The organism is Streptococcus sp. 27098_8_99 (assembly GCF_041431935.1).
GTDB classification, from domain to species: Bacteria; Bacillota; Bacilli; order Lactobacillales; family Streptococcaceae; genus Streptococcus; species Streptococcus parasanguinis_D.
On sequence record NZ_JAPVYQ010000003.1, the window covers coordinates 75,984 to 102,317 of the forward strand.

General features: G+C 42.6%; 24 protein-coding genes. 5 read left to right on the plus strand and 19 right to left on the minus strand.

All coding sequences use genetic code 11. The features are described 5' to 3' along the window. Positions 1 to 9 precede the first annotated feature (9 nt). Entirely contained in the window at positions 10 to 756 is a 747-nt protein-coding gene (locus O3605_RS02795; protein ID WP_371585210.1) for a TrmH family RNA methyltransferase, read from the minus strand. 73 nt (positions 757 to 829) lie between these two features. Here O3605_RS02795 and O3605_RS02800 point away from each other — a divergent pair, with 73 nt between their 5' ends. Both O3605_RS02800 and yidC read left to right on the plus strand, forming a co-directional pair. Continuing rightward, positions 830 to 1,108, plus strand: coding sequence for an acylphosphatase (locus O3605_RS02800; protein WP_371585211.1), 279 nt, complete (start codon positions 830 to 832; stop codon positions 1,106 to 1,108). Positions 1,109 to 1,185: 77 nt separating this feature from the next. Then, the gene (gene yidC, locus O3605_RS02805; protein ID WP_003008377.1) at positions 1,186 to 2,103 is read left to right on the plus strand and encodes a membrane protein insertase YidC; all 918 of its coding nucleotides are present in this window, start codon (positions 1,186 to 1,188) and stop codon (positions 2,101 to 2,103) included. Between the two features lie 160 nt (positions 2,104 to 2,263). On the opposite strand, the gene greA is transcribed toward yidC, so the two are convergent. The 18 genes from greA to O3605_RS02895 all read right to left on the minus strand — a co-directional run bounded on the left by greA (position 2,264) and on the right by O3605_RS02895 (position 23,733). Further along, positions 2,264 to 2,746, minus strand: a complete 483-nt coding sequence (gene greA, locus O3605_RS02810) for a transcription elongation factor GreA (RefSeq protein ID WP_003017372.1) — start codon at positions 2,744 to 2,746, stop codon at positions 2,264 to 2,266. A gap of 57 nt (positions 2,747 to 2,803) precedes the next feature. Then, the gene (gene mltG, locus O3605_RS02815; protein ID WP_524539367.1) at positions 2,804 to 4,330 is read right to left on the minus strand and encodes an endolytic transglycosylase MltG; all 1,527 of its coding nucleotides are present in this window, start codon (positions 4,328 to 4,330) and stop codon (positions 2,804 to 2,806) included. Between the two features lie 59 nt (positions 4,331 to 4,389). After that, positions 4,390 to 4,899: a GNAT family N-acetyltransferase gene (locus tag O3605_RS02820; RefSeq protein ID WP_174221308.1), complete on the minus strand. Its 510-nt coding sequence runs from the start codon at positions 4,897 to 4,899 to the stop codon at positions 4,390 to 4,392. A 12-nt stretch (positions 4,900 to 4,911) separates the two neighbouring features. Next, the gene (locus O3605_RS02825) at positions 4,912 to 5,328 is read right to left on the minus strand and encodes a GNAT family N-acetyltransferase (RefSeq protein WP_371585214.1); all 417 of its coding nucleotides are present in this window, start codon (positions 5,326 to 5,328) and stop codon (positions 4,912 to 4,914) included. An 82-nt stretch (positions 5,329 to 5,410) separates the two neighbouring features. Next, positions 5,411 to 6,745: a UDP-N-acetylmuramate--L-alanine ligase gene (murC, locus tag O3605_RS02830; protein WP_003005130.1), complete on the minus strand. Its 1,335-nt coding sequence runs from the start codon at positions 6,743 to 6,745 to the stop codon at positions 5,411 to 5,413. A 9-nt stretch (positions 6,746 to 6,754) separates the two neighbouring features. Next, positions 6,755 to 7,405 carry a divisome accessory protein ZapJ gene (gene zapJ, locus O3605_RS02835; protein WP_003017389.1) on the minus strand — a complete coding sequence of 217 codons (651 nt, stop codon included), beginning with the start codon at positions 7,403 to 7,405 and terminating at the stop codon, positions 6,755 to 6,757. A 55-nt stretch (positions 7,406 to 7,460) separates the two neighbouring features. After that, positions 7,461 to 10,559 carry a pilus expression-regulating Snf2 family helicase gene (locus O3605_RS02840; protein ID WP_347102128.1) on the minus strand — a complete coding sequence of 1,033 codons (3,099 nt, stop codon included), beginning with the start codon at positions 10,557 to 10,559 and terminating at the stop codon, positions 7,461 to 7,463. 610 nt (positions 10,560 to 11,169) lie between these two features. Continuing rightward, on the minus strand, positions 11,170 to 12,480 hold the full coding sequence (gene der / locus O3605_RS02845) for a ribosome biogenesis GTPase Der (RefSeq protein ID WP_003005632.1): 1,311 nt from the start codon (positions 12,478 to 12,480) through the stop codon (positions 11,170 to 11,172). 57 nt (positions 12,481 to 12,537) lie between these two features. Then, complete coding sequence (locus O3605_RS02850) at positions 12,538 to 13,251, minus strand: nitroreductase family protein (protein WP_371585215.1); 714 nt, start codon at positions 13,249 to 13,251, stop codon at positions 12,538 to 12,540. Continuing rightward, positions 13,248 to 14,147, minus strand: a complete 900-nt coding sequence (gene dnaI, locus O3605_RS02855) for a primosomal protein DnaI (protein ID WP_371585216.1) — start codon at positions 14,145 to 14,147, stop codon at positions 13,248 to 13,250. Before dnaI ends, O3605_RS02850 begins: the two co-directional genes overlap by 4 nt. Next, positions 14,148 to 15,326 carry a replication initiation and membrane attachment family protein gene (locus tag O3605_RS02860; protein ID WP_371585217.1) on the minus strand — a complete coding sequence of 393 codons (1,179 nt, stop codon included), beginning with the start codon at positions 15,324 to 15,326 and terminating at the stop codon, positions 14,148 to 14,150. Further along, positions 15,327 to 15,800, minus strand: a complete 474-nt coding sequence (gene nrdR / locus O3605_RS02865) for a transcriptional regulator NrdR (protein ID WP_003005476.1) — start codon at positions 15,798 to 15,800, stop codon at positions 15,327 to 15,329. A 164-nt stretch (positions 15,801 to 15,964) separates the two neighbouring features. Continuing rightward, complete coding sequence (locus O3605_RS02870) at positions 15,965 to 16,777, minus strand: endonuclease/exonuclease/phosphatase family protein (protein ID WP_070586988.1); 813 nt, start codon at positions 16,775 to 16,777, stop codon at positions 15,965 to 15,967. An 85-nt stretch (positions 16,778 to 16,862) separates the two neighbouring features. Continuing rightward, positions 16,863 to 19,055 carry a PTS transporter subunit IIBC gene (locus tag O3605_RS02875; RefSeq protein ID WP_371585247.1) on the minus strand — a complete coding sequence of 731 codons (2,193 nt, stop codon included), beginning with the start codon at positions 19,053 to 19,055 and terminating at the stop codon, positions 16,863 to 16,865. Between the two features lie 234 nt (positions 19,056 to 19,289). Beyond that, positions 19,290 to 19,988 (minus strand): response regulator transcription factor, encoded by a 699-nt coding sequence (locus tag O3605_RS02880; protein ID WP_371585218.1) that lies wholly within the window; start codon positions 19,986 to 19,988, stop codon positions 19,290 to 19,292. Positions 19,989 to 19,997: 9 nt separating this feature from the next. Further along, positions 19,998 to 21,422: an NADP-dependent phosphogluconate dehydrogenase gene (gene gnd / locus O3605_RS02885; protein ID WP_150906446.1), complete on the minus strand. Its 1,425-nt coding sequence runs from the start codon at positions 21,420 to 21,422 to the stop codon at positions 19,998 to 20,000. A 168-nt stretch (positions 21,423 to 21,590) separates the two neighbouring features. After that, positions 21,591 to 23,069 carry an SPFH domain-containing protein gene (locus tag O3605_RS02890; RefSeq protein WP_371585219.1) on the minus strand — a complete coding sequence of 493 codons (1,479 nt, stop codon included), beginning with the start codon at positions 23,067 to 23,069 and terminating at the stop codon, positions 21,591 to 21,593. A gap of 124 nt (positions 23,070 to 23,193) precedes the next feature. Beyond that, a complete protein-coding gene (locus tag O3605_RS02895) occupies positions 23,194 to 23,733 on the minus strand; it encodes a YceD family protein (RefSeq protein ID WP_371585220.1) in 540 nt (179 codons plus the stop codon). Between the two features lie 200 nt (positions 23,734 to 23,933). Here O3605_RS02895 and O3605_RS02900 point away from each other — a divergent pair, with 200 nt between their 5' ends. The 3 genes from O3605_RS02900 (at position 23,934) to O3605_RS02910 (ending at position 26,295) form a co-directional block, all read left to right on the plus strand. Next, complete coding sequence (locus O3605_RS02900) at positions 23,934 to 24,794, plus strand: helix-turn-helix domain-containing protein (protein WP_371585221.1); 861 nt, start codon at positions 23,934 to 23,936, stop codon at positions 24,792 to 24,794. Between the two features lie 110 nt (positions 24,795 to 24,904). After that, positions 24,905 to 25,081, plus strand: a complete 177-nt coding sequence (locus O3605_RS02905) for a hypothetical protein (protein ID WP_021153728.1) — start codon at positions 24,905 to 24,907, stop codon at positions 25,079 to 25,081. Next, entirely contained in the window at positions 25,078 to 26,295 is a 1,218-nt protein-coding gene (locus O3605_RS02910; RefSeq protein WP_371585222.1) for an MFS transporter, read from the plus strand. The genes O3605_RS02905 and O3605_RS02910 overlap by 4 nt, the downstream gene beginning before the upstream one ends. Positions 26,296 to 26,334: the final 39 nt, after the last annotated feature.

A 26,334-nucleotide genomic window follows, 5' to 3' on the forward strand; every position in this document is an offset into this window, starting at 1 on the left:
TGCTTTTTCTCAAAATTTCCTTAAAGAAAACATCAAAATTCCTGCTGCCACTGCAACATTCAAACTCTCTGCCCGACCTGGCATGGGAATATGAACCAGCTGGTCTGCTTGTGCCACCATTTCCTGGCTGATGCCATTTCCTTCATTGCCCATAACAAGGATAAACTGATCGGTCTGAGGAAGCTGACGGTAGTCAATGGAAGCTTCTGAAAGCGTCGTTGCGAGAACTGCTAGATGTGATTGTGCAGCTCGCTCCAATAGTTCTTCCCGATCCAGTTTCCAGATAGGAATATGGAAATGACTGCCCTGCATGGATCGAAGGGTCTTGAGACTGTATAGATCTGCGGAGGCTTTCGATAGCATGACGCCATCAAAGCCAGCTGCATCTGCTGTTCGAATCATAGTCCCTACATTGCCAGGATCCTGTACATCCTCCAAATAGAGGAAGCGTCCTTGTAGCTGATCCGGAAGTTCTGGCTGCTCCAGAGCGATCTCTGCGACAATCCCTTGCGGAGTCTTCGAATCTGCCAAGAGACTTAAGATCTCCGGAGTCACGACGGTGACTTTTTGGATATTCTCTACCCGGTCTAAATAGGTTTCTAAAACAAAGACCTGCCGAATCTTCGCTTGATTTTCTACTGCCTCTTCAAACAGATGCCAGCCTTCAATGAGATAAGAATCTGTCCGGTATTTTTTTTGATGTAATTTTTTAGCATTTTTGATTACATTATTGGATTTAGACGTTATAATATTCATAGAACTATTATAGCACAAAGAAAAAGAAGAAATCATGCCTCAGATAGATTTCTTCGAGTCAAGGAGGTCGCACATGCAAAAGGTAAAAATGATTGCCCAAGGACGGGTTCAAGGGGTTGGCTTTCGCTGGGGAGTGTACAGTCTTGCTTTAGAGATCGGTGGGATTACTGGCCGTGTCTGGAATAATGACGACGGAACGGTTGGCATTCTGGCCCATGCAGAGTCTAGTAGCCAAATGGCCAAATTCATCCAAGAAATTCGCAAAGGTCCTACGCCTTTTGCGCATGTGACTTATTTAGATGTTACGCTCGCAAACTTTGAAAACTATACAGACTTCAGAATTGCAAATTAAGACTAGAGAACTATTGTGTATTTTCAAAAAAAACAGTAGAATAGAAAGGTAACATTAAAAAAAAGAAGGAACTATTTGTGAAAAAAAATAAACTTGCATTACTTGCATCGATGGGACTAGCTTCGCTTGTCTTCTTGTCAGGATGCGTGAGTGTCGATCGAAAAACCGGAAATCCGACTGGATTGATCTGGAATCTTCTTGGCCGTCCAATGGGCGAAGCCATCAAATTCTTTGCCAATAACCTTGGCTTGGGCTTTGGGATCGGGATTATTATCGTCACCTTGATCGTGCGTTTAATCATCTTGCCACTTGGTTTGTACCAATCATGGAAGGCAACCTACCAATCTGAAAAGATGAACTACTTAAAACCTATCCTTGGGCCAATCCAAGAGCGCATGAAGAACGCTAGCACACAAGAAGAAAAGCTATTGGCGCAACAGGAATTAATGGCTGCTCAACGTGAAAATGGAGTCAGCATGTTTGGTGGAGTTGGGTGTTTGCCGCTCTTGATCCAAATGCCATTCTTCTCAGCTCTCTTCTTTGCAGCTCAACACACCAAAGGGGTAGCAGATAGTAGCTTCCTTGGCATTGCTCTTGGCAAACCAAGCTTGCTCTTGACGGCTATCGTTGCTGTTCTTTATTATATCCAAAGTATGCTTTCTCTTCATGGAATTGAAGATGAAACCCAAAAGGAAAGCATGCGTAAAGCATCACTGATGAGTCCGATTATGATCGGTGTCTTCTCATTGATCTCTTCAGCTGGAGTGACTCTTTACTGGGTAGTCGGTGGGGTGATCCAAATTATCCAACAATTTGTGATCAACTACTTGATTCGTCCAAATCTTCGCAAACGGGTCGCTGAGGAATACAAAAACAATCCTCCAAAAGCGACGAGTCACCGCGTGAAAAAAGATGTCACACCAACTGCGACGACCCAAATCCAACACAAACCAAAAAACAACCGCAATGCAGGAAAACAACGCAATAGAAAGTAGTACAAACTACTAAATTCTAGCGAAAATAGAGCAGCACTTGAACCAAAGGGTTCAAGTGCTTTTTTGATACCGTTCAGTCAGTCAACGTAGAATTTTCAGCCTCACAAGGAGATTAAGAGCACAAAAAAATAGGCCCTTTTGGAGAGCCTGCTTTTTATAGTTACGCTGTTTTTTCTACGTTCAAAATTTTCACTTGGTAGCTTCCAGCTGGTGTCTCAACAGTGACAACATCACCTGTCTTCTTACCAATCAATGCTTGACCAATTGGGCTTTCGTTAGAGATCTTGCCAGCAAAGGCATCTGCCCCTGCTGAACCGACGATGCTGTATACTTCCTCATCTGTTTCGCCAACTTCTTGGACTGTAACAGTTTTTCCGATCGCAACTTCGTCTACTGCAACAGCATCACTATCAACGATTTCTGCATAACGGATTTTAGTTTCCAAGCTAGAGATTTGACCTTCAACAAAAGCTTGTTCATCTTTTGCTGCTTCATACTCAGAGTTTTCTGAGAGGTCACCATATGAACGAGCGATTTTAATCCGTTCCACCACTTCAGGTCGACGGACCAATTTCAATTCTTCTAATTCTTGTTCCAATTTTTCTTTTTCTGCTAGGGTCATTGGGTATGTTTTTTCTGCCATTATTCTTCTCTTTCTATTATTTGAATGAAAAAGCTGTGGACGCGCCACATGCTTTTTCTAGTTTGAACTTGCTTGTGTCAATTTGCTATTGACGTGTTCTTCAACATTTTTATTGTGTTCTTCGTATGTCTTAGCGAAGAACACTTCACCATTTTCGACATTTGCGACAAAATACAAGTAATCGGTCTTACTTGGGTTCACCGCCGCTTCGATCGCTGATACTCCAGGGTTATCCACTGGGCCAGGCATCAAGCCGGTGTTCTTATAAATATTATAAGGGGAATCCAGCTCTGTATCGATCGTTGCATCTTCTTTTAAGGTCGTCTTTTGACCAAGTTTCCCTTCTGCATAAAGAATTGCAATATTACTTTGCAAAGGCATGTCTTGGTTCAAGCGGTTATAGAAGACACTCGCGATATCTTTGCGGTCCTGATCCGTCGCCCCTTCTTTTTCAACCAAGGAAGCAAGAGTCAATACTTCGTTTACATTGATGTTCTTGCTCTCAAGCGTTTCATAGTATGGGGTTAAGTTATGATCCATTGCCGCAAGCATCTGATCGATCATCTCTTTCACTGTGGTATCTTTCCCATAGTTATAGGTAGCTGGGAAGAGATAACCTTCTAAACGGTAGCGAACACCAGAATCCTTACTTGGAAGACTCGCCAAGAGCTTAGGATATTTGGCCACCATCTTCTCAATAAAGGCATCGTCTTGGACAGCCTTCAAGAAATCTTCTTTCTTGAATGGAGTCTTGCCTGCCTTCTTAGTGGAGACATCGGCGGTGATAGCCGTCGCAATCTGATCAATCGTATAGCCTTCTGGAATCGTGACCTTTCCAAGAACTGGAGCCTGAGGAGTTTTGGTTCCCTCTTCTTGCAGTTTTTGGATGATGGTTTCTAGATCCATGCTCTTTTGCAAGTTGAAATAACCGGATTTGAAATTGCTATAATTCTTGAACTTGGTATAGTAATTAAAGAACTGGCCATTTTTCACGAGTCCTTTTTTCTCAAGGATCGCGCCAATCTCACGATTACTTGAACCTGCTGGAATCTCAACCGTCACGAATTCTGTTGCATTTTTATCCATTGGCTTGACAGCTGAATGGATATAGGTCGCTGCAAAGATCCCTGTAGCCACGATCACAATCAGCAAAAGGCTGACCACTGTCCGCACAATTCGTTTAGCGATTTTATTTTGTTTCTTTTGTTTTTGTTGGCGCTGGTTACGAGAAGAGCGCGATAAGCTTTCCTCTACCGGTTCCTGACTTGGTTCTTTTATAAAAGGCTTTGTGGACTCACTCTTTTCTTCTACAATAGGAGTCGCCTTTTCTGGCTCCACTGGTATTTCTGTGGAAGCCACAACAGCTTCTTCTTTTGGAGGTGGTGTTGCTTCTTCCTCCTCTTTCAGTGAAGAAGGGGTTTCAATGCTTCGATCAGGTAGATCATACTCTTTTTCGATCTTTAGAAGTTGCTCATTTGCCTCTTCTAAGTCTCTGAGGATCTGCTCTTTGAAGCTTAATAACTTCTCACTGTCTTGTGATTTATCAGTCAAATAATTGACCTCCCTCATCATAATCCTTAATATTATATCTTAAAAGATTTAGAAAAGCAATACAAATCGCCCTTCTTCTTCAAAATACCTATTTAATCAAGGTTTTCATTTCCCCAGACCAGATTGTGCCAAACTTCACCCGCATATTGGGATTTCGAAAGACCTTCATTGGTGAATCCTTGCTTCTCGTAATAAGGAATCAAATAATCATGACAGGTTAGATTGATCCCTTGACGATGATCTTTCACCGCAATCTCTTTCATCGCCTCAAGCAAGAGGGTTCCAACCCCTAGCCCTTGGGCTTCTTTGGCAATGGATAGACTCGTAATGGAAATAAAACCCTGTTCTAGATGGCTTAGATCTTCAACCTCTGAAAAAGAGGAATCGATCAAATAGCGCTCCGGTCTAACAGGTCCTTCTAAATACCCTAAAATCTGACCTTGGCACTCTGCTACAAGAAAAGTCGCTTGAATCTTTTCGATATGATCTCTTAAAATCTCACGCGCAATCGCTTCTTCTTCTGAGAAATTCTCAAGCTCAATGCGCTCGATAGCATCCAAATCCTGCAGCTCTGCTTGTCTAATGTGAATTTTTTCTTTCATCATTTACTCTTTCTATCGTTCCCAAACCATATGGACACCTCGATCAGACTCAGCTTCATCTCGAAATCCTTGCTGGGCAAAGTAAGAAAGTAAGTCTTCTGAACAATCGATCCAAATAGCTTTCTTTTCCTTTTGAACAGCTAGATCCTTTAAAGCAGCGATCAGAATAGCACCATATCCTTGACCTTGAAAAGTTGGCCTCACTGCTAATCGCAATACGATGAGGTCCCCCTTTAAATGATGGTCTTCTGTCGCCAACAAGTAAGCCACAGTATCGCCACCTTGCTCTGCAAGCAAAGAAATGGCTTCCTTCGAACCTAGCGCTTCCTCAAGAGTGGCCCTGTGCTCCTTTCCTTCATTGTCATGAAGTTCTTCTTCTAGCAATAACAGCTGTTCTTGATCAGCCGGGGTGATTTGTCGAATCATCATCCTGCTCTCCTCATTTCATGATTCTTCAGCGGACAGATAAATTTGAGTCTGGAACCAATCGATTCCAGACTCAATCATCTCTTTATTGTACACTATGTGTCAAACTAGATAATAAACGCTCAAATGAGTATTCATAGGTTTGAATATCTCCAGCTCCCATAAAGACATAGACCGCATTGTCATGGTCAAGAAGAGGAGAAACATTCTCAGCTGTAATAATCGCTGAACGTTTGACAATTTTTGCTTCCAAATCTTCAACCTTCACATCTCCGTGATCGACTTCCCGTGCAGAACCATAGATCTGTGCCAAGTAAACAGCATCTGCTTGATTCAACGCTTCAGCAAATTCATCTAAGAGGGCAATGGTCCGTGTAAAGGTGTGTGGTTGGAAAATGGCTACGATTTCTTTACTTGGATATTTTTGACGAGCCGCATCCAAGGTAGCAATAATTTCTGTTGGATGATGCGCAAAGTCATCGATGATCACTGTTCCGTTAACCACTTTTTCAGTAAAGCGGCGTTTCACTCCAGCAAAAGTCTTCAAATGCTCGCGGACTAAATCTAAGTCAAATCCTGCAATGTAAAGCAAACCAATGACTGCTGTGGCATTCATGATGTTGTGGCGACCAAAAGTTGGGATATGGAATTGCCCCAAATCTTCTCCACGGAAATGAACGTTGAAGGTTGAACCTGTCGTTGAGCGAAGCAGGTTACTTGCTACAAAATCGTTCGTCTCCTTATCAAAACCATAGTAATAAATTGGTGCTGATGAGGTAATCCGACGCAATTCTTTGTCTTCTCCGTAAATGAAGAGACCTTTGCTGATTTGTTTAGCATAATCGTTAAAGGCATTAAAGACATCTTCCAAGCTCGTGAAATAGTCTGGATGGTCGAAGTCAATATTGGTGATGATGCTGTATTCAGGATGGTAAGGCATAAAATGGCGTTCATACTCATCTGATTCAAAGACAAAGTATTTGGCTGCCGCAGAGCCACGACCTGTCCCGTCACCAATCAAATAACTGGTATCAGTGATATTTGATAAGACGTGCGAAAGCATCCCTGTTGTCGAGGTTTTTCCGTGTGCTCCGGCAACCCCCATACTGACGAAGTCACGCATAAATTCACCAAGGAATTCATGGTAGCGTTTATAGGTTAGGCCATGCTCATCTGCATAAGCGATTTCCACATTGTTATCTGGACGGAAAGCATTCCCGGCAATGAGGATCTTGTCGCCTTCCAAATTTTTCACATCAAATGGATAAATTTGAATTCCTGCCTGTTCCAAGCCACGTTGCGTAAAGTAATACTTCTCAACATCCGACCCTTGAACCGTATGTCCCATTTGGTGAAGCATGAGGGCTAAAGCACTCATCCCTGCTCCTTTAATTCCAATAAAATGGTATGTATTAGACATGTTTTCTCCTTATTCTTGATCTAGATGGGTTAAATCCAATTCTTGTTTGATTGGCTGTGGTTTCAACTTGTGCTGATCTTTATTGTATATTTGGCTAGTCTTTAAGAAATCATAATTGTTTTTCTTTTCAGTCGGTTCTGCCACTTCTGGTTCTCCTGCAGATTCGAACTCTGCAAGGATCAACTGATCTTGTCGCAATCGTTTGCTGTATTTCAATAATTCACCTGGGTTTTCCTTTTGGAAGGGAGCTGTTGGCTGACCAGGTTTTCGTTCTGAAATAAACGGTTTTTTCCGCTTACTTGTGGTAGCTGCTGGATCCGTTGTCAGATAGGGTGCTGTGCGTTTCTTTTTCAGATCTTCACGCGCACGCTCTCTCGCTTCCTCTGCATAACGGTTGGCAGGACTTTTTTTATCAATCGGCTCTTTAAAATCAGGTTTTCTTACTGGCCGTCTTTTCGGTAGGGGCTCTTCTAGTGGTTGATGGTAAGGATGCTTAGGTTTGGTGTTTTCAGCAATCGGTTGCCATTCCAAATAATTTTTATCCACATAGTCGCCTGTAATGTTACTAATCAAATCTGTTTCATCGTACAGGTTCATGTGGGGCATCTCTGTTAACATCAACTCATTATCCCCTACTTGAGGAAAATATTTTTCTGTCATGCTTTCTTCCTTTCGACACTCCATTAATTATAAACTATTCACAGAATTTTTCAAGCTATTCTGACGGAATTCCAAGAATCTCACGAATTTCCTCAACCGATAAACTGGATCGTGTTTCCGTTCCATCTAAAATCGTTGAGACCAAGTGTCTTTTGGAAGCTTGCAGTTCTTGGATTTTCTCTTCAATCGTACCACGAGTAATCATGCGGTAAACTTCAACATTTTGTTCCTGTCCCATTCGATGGGCACGTCCAATAGCCTGGTCTTCCACTGCAGGATTCCACCACAAATCGACTAAGATGACCGTATCGGCACCAGTGAGGTTTAATCCGACCCCTCCAGCCTTCAGAGAAATGAGAAAAGCATGGCGCTCACCTGCATTAAAGGCATTGGTCATTTCTTGACGATCTTTAGCGGGAGTAGAACCTGTGATTTTAAAGGAGGTCATACCAAGCTGGTCAATTTCCTGCTCTAGGATATCCAGCATGCCTCTAAATTGCGAGAAGATCAAAACCCGATGGTCGCCATCCTTGATTTGCCCCAAAAGATCTCGAAGGCTCTCCAATTTCCCACTATCTCCCTGATAGTCTTCCATAAAGAGGGCGGGGGTATCACAGATTTGGCGAAGGCGCATGAGACCAGAGAGAATTTCCACCTTTCTCCGATTTATTTCTTCCTCACTAGAGCTTCGAACCCGATCTTGAATTTGTTTTAATTGAGCCAAATAGATCGTTTTTTGGCTTTCATCCAACTCATTGTGGTAGGTTGTTTCAATCAAGTCCGGTAATTCTTGGAGCACTTCATCTTTTTTCCGTCTCATGACGAAAGGTTTGACAAATCGCGCAATGGTCTCAGGACTCAATTTTTGAAATTCTTTTTTAGCCGGAAACAGCCCTGGAAGTACAATTTGAAAAATAGACCAGAGTTCTCCCACATGATTTTCAATCGGTGTTCCAGATAGGGCAAACACATGCGGAACTTCAAAGCCACGTAAGTGTTGGGCAATCTTGGTTTGGGCATTTTTCATGACCTGGGCTTCATCTAAAATCAAGTACTCATACTGATTCTTCTGATATTCCTCCACATCTTGCCGGAAAGAAGCGTAACTAGTGATAACCACCTGTGGATTGGTTGCGATGAGTTCATCTCGGTGTTGCTTGAGACCGTAGACGACTGCCACTTCCATCTGAGGAGCGAATTTTGAAAATTCTTGTTTCCAGTTGTAGATGAGACTGGACGGTGCTAGAATCAAGATTTTAGTTTCAGTTTTAGAGACACTCGTTAAAAATGAAATAGTCTGCAGGGTTTTCCCAAGCCCCATATCATCCGCTAAAATACCGCCAAAACCATAATGATTTAGCATGGAGAACCATTTGACCCCTATTTCTTGGTAATCCCTCAGGGTCGCTTGGATTGTCATCTGAGGGAGGTGGTAATCTTCTGGATGAGTCAGATCATGAGCCAAATTTCGAAATTCATCTGAAAAATGAACATTGTCTTGATCTGCCAACAAATCAGATAGCTGATAAGCAGCAATCCGGCGAGCATGTAGTTTCCCACCCTTGCTCATTTTAGCTCGCAGATCTGCCAAGGCCCGACTGATCTTCTTGGTTTCTTCATCAAAAACAAGGACCTTCCCTGTATGGCTGACAAAATAATCTTCTTGCCCCACCAAAGCTTTGAGAACCTGGTCCACTTCAGCTGGATCCACACTTTCAAAGTCAAAACCGATCTCCAGTAGACTGCCATTGGTTTTAACATCAATTTTTGGACGCTCCACTTGATAAAGATCTAAAAGGCTATCAGAGAGGGTAACCTCTCCTAAGGCTTCAAAAGTCGGGATCTGTTGGTGAAAGAATGGATAGATTTGCTCACTTGATAAAGGACTTCTTTGGGAAGAAAAGTCGTCTGTAAAACCTGCTGCTAGCATGGTTGAAAAGACTTCTTGCTCCTTATCGAAATCACTGGAATAAGGAAGATTGAGGAGTTCCTCACGCGTGGTCACCGCACGATCCTGGTATTGAAAGACCACGTCCAGTAGAACAGTCTGGTCCTGTGCTAGATCAAAATGAAATTCTGGAGTGAAATCGTGGATTAAAAAGCTGGTCGGAGCCGTTATTTTCCCCAGTTTTTTGAACTCATTTAAACTATAAGAAAGCTTTGTTTGGTCCGTTGGATCAAAATGCAGGCGTTTTTTGCGATCCTGATCCATCGGAAGATCTTGGATGGCCTTCCATAGGGTCCGCTGTTGGGGCGTCAGGTGATAGAAGACACCATTTCGAAACAGGTAAACAGCAGACTCGACAACCTTCACTTGTGGCTCCGTAATGATCAATTCGTAAAAATCACCATGGTCTTCCACCTGAAAATGAAAGAGATCTTCCTCCCCATGGACATCCTGAAAATGGACTTCTTGAAAATCATACAAGCTATATTGGAAGAGGAAGGAATCCAAATTCATCAGTAATTCCACAGCTTCTTCAAAGAGAGTCGGTGGAAAATAAAGATGGCGTCCAGCATTGGGAAAGAAATCTTGCTCTTTCGATCCACCATCTGTGACCAAGCCTTGTAGGAAATTAATCACATCCTGACTAGCCTCATCAAATTCTAAGTAAGAAATGGGTTCATAATAACTTTTGCCAATTGCAAAGTGTCCTTCTTTCTGAAGAGTCTGCAAAAAAGCTAGCACATCTCTGATCACATAAGAACGCTCGTCTGGCAAGCGACGAATGCGAAGAGTCCACAAGAATTGACCAGAGTATTCATCCTCCTGCCCAACGGCTGATAAGACATAGCGGGTTTCTTTCTTTTCGATTTTTGGAAGGACCTGGTCTAAAAACAAACTTCCAAAAGATACCTTCTCCTGAGTTTCCTCTGTCACAGTGGCATCTTCTTCAAGACTTACAAGAGCTGCTTTCCCACTGTCATCATTCTTCAAAAAAGCTTCCACAGCTGCCAGATGCGTACAGAATTTTTTCTTTTGAAAGAAAGCACAGCTACAAAAAACGGCATCGTCATCCAAACTGTAACGCAAGCTTTCTTCTTCCACCCGAAAATATAGGTATTTTTCTTTTACTTCCTGAAGGGAAACTTTCCCAGCTTCATAGAGAAGGCTCCCTTGTGAACGAACCTTCCCAGGAATTAATTTTGCCATGTTTACCACCTTCGATTAATCCCTTTATTATACCATATTTAAGAAAAAATTAGAAAAGATAATTTTACTATTAAAAGGATTTTAACTTACTTTTAGAAAAAAACTGAGACAGTATTGTCCCAGCTTTTCACCTGATTTCGTAACAGAGTTACCTCAATCAGCTATCCATGATTTTTCTCTTTTAACTGTTTGAGCGAACAATAGACAGAATAGCTAAATAGAGAGGAGAAAGATCCCTATAGCCCACAGAAAAAGACAAAAAACACGACCTTATTTTTTAATAAAATCCCCAGCAATAGGATCAAGAGCTCCAAGCTTACGATCGAACCGAGAAACAAGAGATACAGATAGATTTTAAATAATAAGTACACAAACCTAAAGCTCTCATGATCTTCATGAGTTTACTCTACTCATCCTTAAAAAAAGCATAAGGAATAAAGAATATCCGGACCATGATACTACGCATCTGACTATCCTCCACTTCATTTTACCAGCTTATTAAAAAAAGCAACGCTTTTGCGCTACTTTTAGTTGTTTTCATAGTTGGAAGAATGAGCGTTTTATCATTTGAAATATCCTTCTCCACTTTGATCCATTTATCTCGTATTCCCTACTTCCGTTTTCGCGCAATCAAATGGATTGGAGTTCCTTCAAAAACAAAGGCCTTGCGAATTTGGTTCTCCAAGAAACGGAGGTATGAGAAGTGCATCAGTTCTTCTTCGTTAACAAAGACCACAAAAGTTGGCGGCTTGGTTGCCACTTGTGTCGCATAGAAGATCTTGAGGCGTTTTCCTTTGTCGGTCGGCGTTGGATTAATGGCAATGGCATCCATAATCACATCGTTCAAGACAGCTGAAGGAATCCGTGTATTTTGACTCTCACTGATCTGTTTGATCATCTCTGGCAACTTGTGCAAGCGTTGTTTGGTTAAGGCAGAGACAAAAACAATCGGCGCATAAGAAAGGTATTGGAATTGATCGCGAATGTCATCTTCCCACTGCTTCATGGTATGGTTGTCTTTTTCAATGGTATCCCATTTGTTGACAACAATGATCATACCTTTACCAGCCTCATGAGCAAAGCCAGCGATCCGCTTGTCATACTCCCGAATTCCTTCTTCGGCATTAATAACCATCAAAACTACATCTGAACGGTCGATGGCACGCATGGCACGCATGACAGAATATTTCTCAGTGTTTTCATAGATTTTACCAGATTTGCGCATACCGGCTGTATCGATCATGGTAAATTCTTGGCCATCTGCATCGGTAAAATGGGTATCGATGGCATCCCGTGTGGTTCCAGCAACAGGGCTTGCGATAACGCGGTCTTCTCCAAGGATCGCATTGATCAAGCTTGATTTTCCAACATTTGGGCGACCAATCAAGCTAAATTTGATGATATCTGGATTTTCTTCTTCTGTTTCATTCGGAAGATTTTCAATAATGGCATCAAGCACATCCCCAGTTCCGATCCCGTGGACAGAGGATACCGGTAGTGGCTCACCCAGTCCTAAGGCATAAAAGTCATAGATATCATTGCGCATCTCTGGGTTATCCACCTTGTTGACTGCAAGAATCACCGGTTTATGGGTCTTATACAAGATACGAGTGACATATTCATCCGCGTCCGTGATCCCTTCTTTTCCAGAAACAACAAAGACGATCACATCTGCTTCGTCCATAGCAATTTCTGCTTGATGCTTAATTTGTTCCATAAATGGGGCATCTACGTCATCAATTCCCCCCGTATCAATGATACTAAATTTTCGATTCAACCACTCAGCTGTTGCATAAATGCGGTCACGAGTGACTCCTTCTACATCCTCAACGATGGAAATCCGCTCACCGGCAATCCGGTTAAAGAGTGTAGATTTTCCGACATTGGGACGGCCTACAATCGCAATAGTTGGTAGGGCCATGATTTCCTCTTTTCTAATGAAAGGCGAGACCTCGGTTCAAGAACGCCTCTCTTCATTTCATAATAGTTTGTGTTTTTCTAGTAGTTTTTTGGTCTCTTCTTGTTCAGGTTGACCAAATTGAGCTGCAATGCGCTCGCTCCAGCTATCTGTTGCACGCGCTCCAGCATAATCTGCCTGAACCTTGTCATAGGCAGTCACAACTGATAGGTCTTGTTCTTGGTATTCTTCTTCAAAAGCAACCTGCTCCAATGGCAAACGTGGTTTCACTGCATGCTGCTGATTAGGTACTCCGAGAGCAATCCCAAAAACAGGATAGGTATAGTCTGGCAGACGGAAGAGTTCTGCGACTTCTTCTGAACAGTAGCGCAACATGCCTATAATCACTCCACCATAGCCGAGACTTTCAGCTGCCAATAGCGTATTTTGAGCTGCTAGAGCCGCATCCACTGAGGTGATCAGTAAGTTGTCCACACCTTCAGGATGGAAATCCTGCTCATGGAGTTTGACAGCTTTTTCAGCGCGGTTTAAATCCCCAACAAAGAGGAGAAAGACGGCTGATTGGCGAATCGCTTCTTGAGGAAGCAAGTCGTAAAGAGCTTCTTTCTTTTCCTTGCTTTTGACCACAATCACAGAATAAGACTGAAAGTTTTTCCAACTTGATGCCATCTGCCCAGCTGATAAAATTTCCTTGAGGTCAGCTTCTTTGATGGCTTCTTCCTTAAAACGTCGAACAGAAAAATGAGATTTCATTAAACGGATGGTTTCATTCATCGGCGATTGACTCCTTCCAGATGGATTTCCTTGGCTAAAAATTTCACGCGCTCCATGACACGTTTGGCCTGCCAGGTTTCATCTCCATTGCGCGAAGCCGCAAAATGACGTTCCAACTCTTCAAAATTAAAGTTAGAAGTAAAGAAGGTTGGGAGATTTTCCTGCATTCGGTGCTGCAAAATCACTTGTAAGATTTCATCTCGCACCCAGGCTGACATCTGTTCCGCACCGATATCATCGAGAATTAAAATTTCGGCTTTTTTCACCTGATCGACGGTTTCTTTGACCAAGCCTGAACTGATGGCATTTTTAACATCGATAGCAAAACTTGGAAAATGAAGTAGGGTAGTAGAGGCCTGGCGTTTTTCGGATAAATCATGAGCCAAGGCTGCCATCATGTAGCTCTTTCCTACTCCAAAATCACCATAGAGGTAGATCCCCTTTTGATATTCAGGATAGTTGGCCACAAAATTGGCTAATTCTTCAAAGGCCTCAAATCGTCCCTTATCATCGAGCTCTACCTTAGCTAGACTCGCCTCTTTCAAGGTTGAAGGGAGATTGATCAAGTTGAGACGTTGGTTGATCGCAGCTCGTTTTTGGGCTTCGATTAACTCCGGTGTTTCCTCATAAGCGACATCCGCATAGCCTTCATTCATGGTGAGGATGGGCTTATAACCTTTGGCAATATAATCCGGATCTCCCAATAAGAAACGGTTGCGTTCACTAATGTATTGATTAAATTTTGAAATACTCCGTCGAATTTCTTGTTCAGACAAAGACTGGTCCTTGATAAAGGCAGCCACTTCTTGATCTACCAAGATCTGTGCGACCAAATCCTCATAGTTAAATTGACGCGCACGGTTCATGTGAGACATTGTTTGACCTACACTTTCCATCTACTCACCTCCTTGATTCAGTTTTTCTAACAGGCGTTGTTTCTCTTTAGCAAGATCCACCTTTTCTGCTTGACTGGTTTGATTTTGATAGTTTGGTTGGCTCCACTTGGGAACATTGCTGTGCTTGCTCTTGGCTGATGTAGGACTCGTTCCCTTGTTTCCTTGAGCCTTAGCTTGTTCCTGGCGTTCTCGAACTTTTAAAATCGCCAGTTCTGCACTGTTGACCCCTTGATAAGAAAAATCATTTCCTACCTTCAAAGCATACTTTTCATTGAGATTAGCAGACTGGGTCTTATTAAAGGTCAACAATAAGATGATATTGATCACCTCATCTAATAAGCCTAGATCAGCTAACTTGGATAAAGTCTTGCGTTCGCTCTGAGTAATGGTCGCATTGCGCGCCTTCTTAATCTCTGCTAGAAATTGTAGGCTTGATTTTGCCTTAGCTTCCCTCAGAATGGTTTCTTCCTGACGGCTATAGGACATGCGGGGTTGCTCTTGGCTCGCCTGAGCCAACTTTTGCTTCATTCTCTTTGGAGAGACAATCCGGTCTACAGCCGTTTCTTTTGCTAGGAGATAGGTTTCATACCAGGTCCATTGTTGTTCTTCTGCGATGGCAAAGAGGGCTAAGGTTGCTTCTCCTTCATCCGCAAAACGAAGTCCATCACGCCCCATCATTCGCTTAAACATCTCCATATCAAACTGCTGTTTCTTGCTTGGAAGAACGGTCGCCTCCCCAACATTTAGTCCAAAGACTTGCGAGAAGGAAACTTGCCGTCTAGTCCCTAAAGAGTGTGCTGGGAGCAGATCCTCCACGGCCTTTTCCCCAATTTTCTTTTCAAGTAAGCGTTTAAAAACAGCATTTGAAAAAAATTGTTCTGCCTCAAGAGGAGCATGTAACTGAATGGTGATCCCAACTTCTTCCTCATAGAGATCGAGCAAACCCATGGCAATTAAACGATCAAAGGCTAGTAGCAACTGTGGAAATCCTATATTCAAGTGATTGAGGATTTGAGCAAGTATATATTGTTTTTCACCCTGATCATAAGAGGCCAGCAGATAACGATAAACTGCTACCGTTTCCGTCTCCAAAATAGGCAGGTAATACTGCTCCAATGCAGCCCCTGCCGGTGGAAGAAGATTATTTTTTAAAAATGCGAAAGGCGTATTGGGCTTCATCTATTTTTCCTTTTTCTTCTTGGTTCCCTTCGTAATTTGTTTCAAGAGGGTCTCTAACTCACCGACATCCTTGAAACTCCGGTAAACACTTGCAAAACGGACATAGGTAATCTCATCTAGATCTGCTAACTCATCCATAACCAAAGAACCAATATACTCACTGTTAATTTCATTATCACTTTGGCTGCGAACCTTTTGCTCGATCCGGTTTACAATTTCTTCGATTTCGTCACTAGAAACCGGCCGTTTTTGAGCTGAGCGGATAATACCATTAAAGATTTTATCACGAGAAAATTGCTCGCGTGTCCCATCTTTTTTGACGACCACTAGGGTCCGCTCTTCCACTCGTTCGTAGGTAGTAAAGCGATAATGGCATTCTTCGCATTCCCTGCGACGACGGATGGTGTTCCCATCTTCAGCTTGTCGACTATCCACCACACTAGACTTACTTCCACCACATTTTGGACAACGCATTTGCTACCTCCTTAAACTGTTTTAACACTTCATTTTACCATAAATTGAATCGTAAAGAAAGCAGAAGAACAGGAGAATCCTCTATGCTTGCTCCTCATTGATCCATAAAAAAGAGTCGAAGGACGATTGAATAAAATCGTTTTCCTTTCGACTCTCCATTTATATTAAAGCGATAATTCAGCTTCTAAGCCATAGTGATCACTGACATGGGGTTTATTTTGACCATCAAAAATGACATGTAGACGCTGGATGTCCCATTCTGGACTTGCAAAGACGTAATCGATTCGCAATGGAACTTGATTGTCCGTCCAGCCATCGATTCCAGGTCCTACAGTATAAGTCCCCTTTGTTTCTTTGGCTTCAATAAAGCTGTCTTGAAGCTTAAGGGAACTGGATAGAATCGTCTCATACCCTTCTTGACCAGCAGGATTATTGAAATCACCAGCTAGAATAAAGGGTTTGCCTACTTGGCTGAAGTAGTTCTCAATGCGTGGCCACTCAAATTGGAAACCTTTGTCCCACCAAGAAAGATGGACGCTGGCAACAGCAATCTCTTTGCCATCTACACTTGTATGGGCAACGGCCACTCGACGAGTATGGTAGTCCGTTGGATCATCCATATTGGATACCAAAATCTCATCCGCCTTCAAGGGTTGACGCGAAAGAACGGCCACACCCTCATTGAGGTGATCATAGCCAATATGGTTGTAGGCCCAAGTCCAATAATAGTGGAGTCCATGAGCAGCTAACTCTTCTACCAATACGCGAACAAAGTGATCCTTGTGAATCGCTACAGATGATGGCAAAGCTTGATAATACTCATCTGTTTCGACTGTTTCTGAGGCCATTTCTTGATTGACCTCTTGGAAACAGATCACATCATATTGCGCTTCTAAAATTTGTTCCTTGAGGGTTTCAAATTTTTGCTGAGCATTCTCTTCCATCCAACTATGGGAATTTAATGTTAAAAATTTCATCCCCTGATTTCTCCTTCTCTCCAAATCAAGAAACGGCAAGAGGCCGGGTGCACTGCCCCAACCTCATTTTCTTTGCCGACGTCTCTTATAATTCTACTGTTGCAACTGGCGCATTTGCTGCCAATTTACCAGTATGTTCGACCTTAACGGATTTAATCGCATCTGCATTTGTGAAGACAACAATTGTTGAAGTTTCACGACCAGCTGCACGGATTGCATCAAGGTCTGCTTCCACCAAGAGGTCTCCAGCAGCCACTGTTTGACCTTCAGAAACTTTAACCTCAAATGGTTTTCCTTCAAGACTAACAGTATCTAGACCGATGTGAACCAAGACTTCCAAACCATTATCTGTTACCAAACCAAGGGCATGTTTGGTTGGGAAGACACTAGTAACTTTACCAGCAACTGGTGAAACGATGTGGCCATTTTCAGGCTCAACCGCAAATCCGTCACCCATCATTTTTTGTGAGAATACAGGATCTTTCACATCTTCGATGTTGATCACTTCACCATCTGCAACAGAGTTAACTTCATCAGTTACCCCTTTAAAGGTTGCTTCAGCCTTTTGAACTGCTGTCATTTGGCTAGGAAGTGTTTCAGGAATGACTTCACCTGAATCAAGAACGTCTTGGATATCAGATTTCAATACGTCAGCTTTAGGTCCGTAGATCGCTTGGACCCCTTGTCCTTTCATGACAAGACCCATAGCGCCTTCAGCTTTCCATTGTTCTTCTGTTCCGACTTTTTCAGCGTCCTTAACGGTTACACGAAGACGAGTCATACATGCGTCAACGTCGACGATGTTAGCACGTCCACCAAGTAAGTTGATAATGTTAATGACTTGTGAGCTTGCTGAGCTTGTAGCAGCACCTGCTGCTGCACCATCTCCTGCAGGGGCATCATCATTTTGTTCATAGTTACCGTTACGTCCTGGAGTTGCATAATTGAATTTCTTAATCATGAAGTTAGCAATGAAGTACATGATAAAGGCAAAGAGGACTGTTACCCATACAAAGTTAAAGATATCTAATGCCAAACCAGCGTTGATGGCCATTGGGGTACGTGTCAAGAACTCGATTGAACCGAATGAGTGGACACGAAGGTTAACCAAGTCAGCCATTGCAAAGGCAGCTCCTTGAACAAGAGCATAGATGATGTACAATGGTGTAGCAATAAACATGAACATGTATTCAATTGGTTCTGTTACACCTGTCAAGAATGTTGCAAGGGCAGTTGCAAAAAGCATCCCTTTGTATTTTTCTTTTTTATCTGGATCCACATTGCGGTAGATGGCAACCACGATCCCCATCAAAATACCAAATGATCCGATCATTTGACCAACTTTGAAACGAGCTGGTGTGTAGGCATGAAGCAAGTGTTGGTATTGGCTAGGATCAGCTTTCTTCAAGTTAACAAGGTCTGTTACCCAAGCCAACCAAAGTGGATCTTGTCCAAATACAGTTGTTCCTTTGGCAGCACCTGTAAGAACTTGGTAGCTACCACCCAATTGAGTATAGTTGATTGGAATAGTCAACATGTGGTGAAGACCAAACGGCAAGAGAAGACGTTCCAAGGTACCAAACAAGAATGGTGCCAATACTGGAGCTGTTGATTGTGAGTTGGCGATCCAAACACCAAATCCATTAATTCCTGATTGAACTACTGGCCACAAGGCTGACAAAGCCAAGGCTGTAAGAGCTGAACGAACGATAACAACGAATGGTACAAAGCGTTTCCCGTTGAAGAAAGAAAGGGCTTCTGGGAGTTTACGGTAGTTGTAGTATTTATTGAAGGCAGTTGCTCCAACGAAACCTGAGATAATCCCTACAAATACCCCCATATTAAGGGCTGGTGCTTCAAGAACACTGATGAAATAATCCGCAACTTTAATCGATCCACCGAAGATTGTGTGAACCGTTGCAGATTTATCAGCTAACATTGCAGATGTCACTCCGAAAACTGCACCGGTAATACGGTTAATTAAGATGAAAGAGAGACCAGCTGCAAAGGCACCTCCTGCACGTTCTTTGGCCCAGCTACCACCGATAGCAAGGGCAAAGAGGATGTGAAGGTTTCCGATAACCCCCCAACCGATTTGTTCGAGAATTCCACCTGTAATAACAAGTGGAGATAAATTCGGGTTGATCATAGGGATAGATTTCCCGATTGAAATCATCAACCCAGCCGCTGGCATGACAGCGATAACGACCATCAAGGCCTTACCGAACTTCTGCCAGAATTCAAAGCTAAATAAACTTTTGAATGATCCTTTGTTCATCATTCAACCTCCTTATATTGTTTAAGGCTTTGTTTTAAGAAAACGTTTGCGCTTAATTTGTTTCTAGTATACCATATTTTAAAAATTTGTAAAGCCTTACATTCATTTTTTTCTCCAAATTTTATCTTTTTTTATCTTTTTTAAGCCAAATTCTTTTTAAAACTCATTCTTTTTCGACGCAAACGTTTCCCTTGAAGTATAAAAATATTCGAACCCTCTAAGGGTTCGAATATTTTATTCTAATGCGTCTTGCATGGCATAGCCAATCCCACGAACGGTCTTAATATAGCTTTTTTGACCTGGTAGATCAATTTTGCCACGAAGATACCGGATATAGACGTCAACAATATTAGTCTCACCTGTACTCTCGTACTTCCAGACACTCTCCAATAACTGATCTCGTGTCACCACTCCTTTGCTTCCCATCAAGGTCGCCAAGAGGTCGTATTCTCTGCGGGTCAAACTAATCATGTCTTTCCCACGATAGACGGTATGGTGTTCCACATCAATGCGCAAATTGCGGTATGACGTTGGGATTTTCATCTGGCTACAATGTTGGTCAATATAATCACGTCCTCTAAAAATGGCTGTGATCTTATCTACCAAATCGCTGATAATAAAGGGTTTGACCATATAGGAAACAGTAAAGCGCTGAATACTCTCTTTGTGCTCAGCAATTTTTTCGCGGCTATCCAAAACAATCAAAACAGAAGCTGGGCGAATCCGACTGATTTCCTCTGCGAATGTTTCACCAGACATATCTGACAAATCGTAATTAAACAAGATCAGATCATATTTGGTCGCAGCAATCAAAGCCAGACCCGCTTTTCCATCCTCGACCACATCAACTTGGTACCCTTCTTTTTGAAGTTCCAAATCAATGAAGCGAGCGATTTGCTTCTCATTTTCTACTAGTAGAACTCGTTTGACCATAGAGCAAGATTATTTTTCGTCGTACCAAGAATAGTGGAAGGTACCTTCTTTGTCTTTACGTTTATATGTGTGAGCACCAAAGTAGTCACGTTGTGCTTGGATCAAGTTCGCTGGAAGATCCGCTGAACGGTAGCTATCGAAGTAAGTGATGGCTGCTGAGAAGGTTGGTACAGGTACACCTGCTTGAACAGCAAGAGCTACAATGTCACGAACTGATTGTTGGTACTTAGCAGTGACATCCAAGAAGTACTCATCCAATAGAAGGTTAGCAAGATCTGCATCGCGGTTGTAAGCATCTGTGATCTTTTGCAAGAAACGAGAACGGATGATACATCCATCGCGCCAGATAGATGCGATGTCCGCAAATGGCAAGTTCCAGTTGTTTTCTTTAGAAGCAACACGCAATTGCGCAAAACCTTGTGCGTAAGAGATGATTTTTGAGAAGTAAAGGGCTTGACGAATTTTTTCGATCAACTCAGCCTTGTCTCCTTCAAATTTGAATGCAGCTGGTTTTGGAAGAACCTTGCTAGCGTGTACACGTTCTTCTTTGTAGGCAGAGATGTAACGAGCAAATACTGACTCAGTGATGAGTGACAATGGTACACCAAGGTCAAGCGCTGATTGGCTAGTCCATTTACCAGTTCCTTTGTTTCCTGCAGCGTCCAAGATGTAGTCTACGATTGGTCCATCTTGACCTTCATCGTCTTTGCGTTTCAAGATATCAGCTGTGATTTCAATCAAGTAGCTGTCCAATTCACCCTTGTTCCATTCAGTGAAGATTTCAGCCATGTCTTCTGCAGAAAGGCCAAGCAAGTGTTGCATGAGGTCATAGCTTTCTGCGATCAATTGCATATCCCCGTACTCGATCCCGTTGTGGACCATTTTCACGTAGTGACCAGCTCCATCAGGACCGATGTAAGTCACACATGGTTTTCCATCTTCAGGCGCTTTTGCAGAGATTTCTTCAAGAACGTCAGCTACCAAGTCATATGCTTCTTTTTGTCCACCAGGCATGATAGAAGGACCTTCAAGGGCACCTTTTTCACCACCAGATACACCTGTACCGATAAAGTTAATCCCTGAGTTCGCCAACTCTTCGTTCCGACGGATGGTATCTTTGTAGAAAGTATTTCCTCCGTCAATCAAGATATCGCCTTTATCCAAATGTGGAAGAAGGGCTTGGATGGTTGCATCTGTACCAGGTCCTGCTTGAACCATGAGCATGATACGACGTGGTTTTTCGATAGAGTTTACGAAGCTTTCGATATCATAGCTAGGTACAAAATTTTTATCAGGATGGCAAGCAATCACATCTTCCGTTTTTTCTTTACTACGGTTAAAAATGGCAACTGTGTAGCCACGAGATTCGATATTAAGGGCAAGGTTACGACCCATTACGGCCATACCAACAACACCAAAGTTTGCTTTAGTCATGTGACACTCCTCTTTATAGTTTGCCTATATTCTACCATTTTTTGACATCAAATGAAAGCAGAAAATAGCTTCCCACTTCTCCAAGAGCGAGAAGATCATGCAAGTCATTTGATCTTAAAAACAAAAGTGCCCGAGAAACAGTTCTCAGACACTTCCTTATGAATGGCATTAATCTTCTTTTGAAGCTAATTCATCCGCTTCAATGACCGGATGTTCTCCTTCTTTGAGTTTGTTGACCGTCATATTGACCCCAAGAGCTCCTGCTAGCAATTGACGAATATCAAATCCAGCTCCTTGAGAGACTTGGTCGATACTTTGCATAATATCGCCCACCATCTTAGAAGCATTGCCTTCGCCATACATGGTGATTTTATCCACCTTGGTTAATGGTTCAGCGACAGCACGCGCAATTTCAGGCAACTTGTCAACGACCATTTCAGTAATGGCTGCTTCTTGCATTTTCTTCATTGCTTCGGCCTTTTGGTCCAAACCTTTCGCTTCAGCTTCTAGTTTCAAGCGAATGGCTTCAGCTTCTGCACGACCTTTGGCTTCGATAGCTTCAGCCTCTTGTAGTTGAGCAAATTTCTCAGCTTCGGCTTGGGCTTTCCGAGCTTCGGCTTCTTTTTGTGTTTCGAAGAGTTCTGCTTCTGCCTTGCGTTGGCGTTCGATCAATTCTGCTTCGGCTGCTTGTTGACGCGCATACTTTTCAGCTTCGGCTTGCTTACGGATGTTGGCATCCAATTCTTGCTCACGAACCTTAACTTCGCGTTCTTTGACTTCCGCTTCTTTTTCTTGTTTCATGATATTGGCTTCAGCTGCCACGCGCTCTTGTTCACGACGTTGCACTTCTGCCTCAATCCCTTTAGCGGCATCTGCTTTTGCTTGGGCAATATCTGCTTCTTGTTTGAGGGCTGCTTGTTTGAGTTTTAATTCGTTTTGTTTTTGCGCAATTTCAAGATCGGCTGCAACACGTTTGTCGTTGGCCAATTTATCTTGTTCTGCTTCGACTTCCTTGCGTTCGCGTTCTGCTTTGGCTTTGGCAATCAAGGCATCTTTCTTAATGGTTTCAACATTTTCAATCCCGAGGTTGTCGATGACTCCCCCTTCATCAGAGAAGGATTGAACCGTAAAGGCGATGACTTCAAGCCCCATTTTAGCCAAATCTGGCGCTACGTTGTCTTGCACCTTTGAAGCAAACTCTTGACGGTCGTTGACCATCTTACGGAGCTCCATCTGACCGATCACTTCCCGTAAATTCCCTTCCAAGACATCTTGGACAGAATTGGAAATATCCGTTGTATTCCAGTTCAAGAAGTTCTCTGCAGCACGGGCAATCATCTCATCGGTTGTACCGATTTTTAACTTAACAGCTGCATCGGCACGGACGTTAATGAAGTCCAGTGTTGGGACTGCTTCAGATGTCCGAACATCTGTCGAGAATTGCTCAATATCAAGATAAGAGCGTTGTTCGACAAAGGGAATCATAAAACCAGCTTTCCCGCGTAAGTGGCGTTGCTTCCGAAGACCTGTAATAACCACGACTTCGTTGGGTTTAGCGTTGACATACCCTTTGACCAACAAGATCAATACAAGAATGGCTACGATTACAAAAGTAATCATCCAACCTGGAATAAATAAAGTATCCATACTTTTTCTCCTTTTTTAGAGGTCTCCCCTCTGTTGTTTATTAATCCTAGTATATCAAAAGAAGGCCTTTCCTCAAAGAAAAGACCTGTATTTATGTTGAGATTTTTAATATGTCATCCCTAGCCTATTCTTCCTCAAATAAACCTTGGAGACTAGCAAAGGGACTGTTTTCTTCTTTCTTAACCGCTTGAGCTTCTTGGTACTCTTCTTCTGTCATGATTTTCCAATCATTGCCCTTGATAAAGCCTTGCCCGGCCTCTTCTTCCGGAGTGAGAACCTTAAGAGGAATATTGAGCAGGATATTATCTGCCACGCTTTCACTCAGATCAATTTTGCCCCCTTCAATGGGAAGGATCAGATCTTCCTCAAGAGCTTCGATATCTGCCTCTGACTGTGCGTCCTCAGCGAACACCTCTGTCACAGGATAGCTCTCTTGAAGCTCAACGGGTTCCATGCTTCGGCTAGAGGCAAGGACGATGGTATAGGTCAATTGGTAATCCAAGACATAGAGACCTGTATCATAGGCTACTCGCCCTGTCGCTGTCACATCCTTTAAATCAAGAATTTCTGGATTGCGCTTTTGCAATTCCTTTAGCAAATCCAATTCTTGATCAAAAGCTAGTCCTTCAGGGTTTTTACGGATTTCTTGTGTGTATAAGTTCATTCTTTTATCCTCAAATCTTCTAGATACTACTAGTATATCATGAAGCCGCCCCTCAACCAAGAAGTCTCTTCAAAAATTTGTTATAATCATGAAAAAAGATACATAGTACTAGGTATTGTACACAAGGATCCCGCAATCTCTCGAAAAAAAAGAGGTTCACTTGCTAAGGCATTGGTCATTGTATAGATAGAGGAGAAGGCATGAAAGAAATCGGAGCAGTTTTTAGGCAAATACGGGAAAGTCGCCATATTTCATTAGAAGAAGCTACTGGTGGGGAATTTTCGCGCTCTATGCTATCTAGATTTGAAAGAGGAGAAAATGATCTAACGACCCAACGTTTTTTTCAAGCCCTTCAACAGATCAAAACGAGTCTCAGTGAGTTCTCTCATCTAGCAGAAATCGATCAGCACTCTTTTATCCCCAAATTGTTGAAAGAGCACTATGAAAACATGAGCTTGGAACATGATCAAGCCTTGTACCAACGCTACCAACTAGCCTATCAGAAAGATCACAAAAAAGAAGACTTCTTAGCCAGCATTATTCTCAAGGCCCAAATGCTTGGCAACTATCCTGAGGTAGAGTTAGCTGCTAGCCAAGAGGAACTAGATTTCCTCTATGACTACCTCTTCTCTGTCATGGTCTGGGGAAATTTTGAGTTAAGCCTATTTTCACTGACCTCTCCTCTTTTCTCTAGTCAGCTCTATCGACAATACACAGAGGAGTTGGTCCAAAGAGATGATTTCAAGCTTCTCCTAGACTCTTCTCGTCCTGCCCTCAATTCTATATTTCTCAATGGTTTCTTTCTCGCCATTAGTTCAAATGAATTTGAAGATGCATCTTTTTTTGACCACCTAATTAACGACCACTTTTACTCTGAGAACGAAGCCTACCTTCGGACGGTTTATCTCTACGCCAAAGGAGAATTTCTCTATCGAAAGGGAGAAAAAGAAATCGGTCTTGAAAAGATGGAACAGACCATCCAGGTTCTCTCTATTCTGGATTGTAAGGACAGTGCCAACTACTACAAACAGGGCCTGCAAGAACTGATCAATAAATCCTAAAAACTCACAGATCTACTCTGTGAGTTTTTGTTGAAAATATGCAACATTAATTTTTTCTTGCTTTTTAGGTTTACAATAGGACTATCAAGTAAAGAAAGAAGGTTCTTCCCATGATGACCAAACTAAAAAACCACTTCCTCCGCTTTCTTCTCTCACATACTAGCGTCTATCTGAAGGATCAGAAGCTAGCTCTTTCAGAAGAGGAAAAATTGGAGCTCTTCAAACAGATCGTTCGATCCATCAAACAAGTCCTACCCACTAATCACGTGAAGGAGGAAAGCTTATGAAACTCTTAGTCCGTAATAAAATTTTTGCCTTACTCAGCCTTTCTCGCTTTTTGAATACTCTCGGTGCTGCCATCTACAATCTGGTCTTTGTGGTCTTTGCTGCCAGCATGCCACATCCGAGCCTAGCAGTTGGAATTGCTAATCTCATTGTATTTATTCCTAGCCTCTTTACCATTTTTGTTGGTATGAAGGCTGACCGCACGAAGAAAAAAACTAACTGGTTGATCCGCATTGGCTATCTTCAAGCCATCCTCTTCATCCTTATTGCTCTCATGACCAAGATTCCAGGTTACCTAGCCTTTTCGATTGTTTGCTTTTTAAACATTGTTTCAGATTGTTTGAGCGATTATCGCGGAGGCTTGCAACTCCCCATCATGAAAAAGAACATCCCCGACGAGGATTTGATGGAAGCCTATTCCTTCAACCAACTACTTAGTATGGTCTGTTCGATTTCTGGACAAGCTCTAGGAGTTTGGTTGCTAGCCATCAGCCATCAAAATTTTGCCCTGGTCGCTTCGATCAATGCAGTGACTTTTCTCCTGTCTTCTACCTGTCTCCTGATGAGAAAAAAGCAGCTGACACATGATCCCGTCATTGAGCCCACAAGTAAGAATTCTTTGGTACACGAATGCCAAGAGATGTACCAGAACGCCAAAAGTATTTTTGCAGATGAGGAGGTTCACCACTTTGGCAAGTTGCTCTTCTCATTGGTTCTCATCAATGCCCTGGGGGGATCCATCTCAGGTATCTACAATTTGCAACTGCTTCACTCCCCCTTCTTTCAGTTGAGCTTTAGCCAATCCCTCTTGATCTTAGAGGCAGTGACTATTTTAAGTATGGTCTGGGCTAGTTTGACACCCCACGATTATTTTTCCAAGCAATCGCTCCACCATACCCTCCTGTGGATCGCAGGTGGGCTGACCATGCTTGGTCTCACAAATATCCTGGTACACTGGGACATTCTTTCCCTTCTACTCATCACTTTCCTTGGTTATCTTGTAGCAAAAATCAACCCAAAAGTTTCCAGTCTTTTAATGAGTAAATTGCCCGCTGAAAAATTAGCTTCTACCTCTAGCTTTTTGGGACTGATGGTCAGCTTTGCCATGCCACTTGGGACAGCTCTCTTTTCTAGTCTAGCTATCTGGAGCCTTCCCCTAGCGTGGGGGATCTTTGCCATCCTTGGTTTCACTACCCTCCTCTTAACTACCAAATAAAAAATCCACCGTTTGGTGGATTGAGCTTAAAGACAAAGT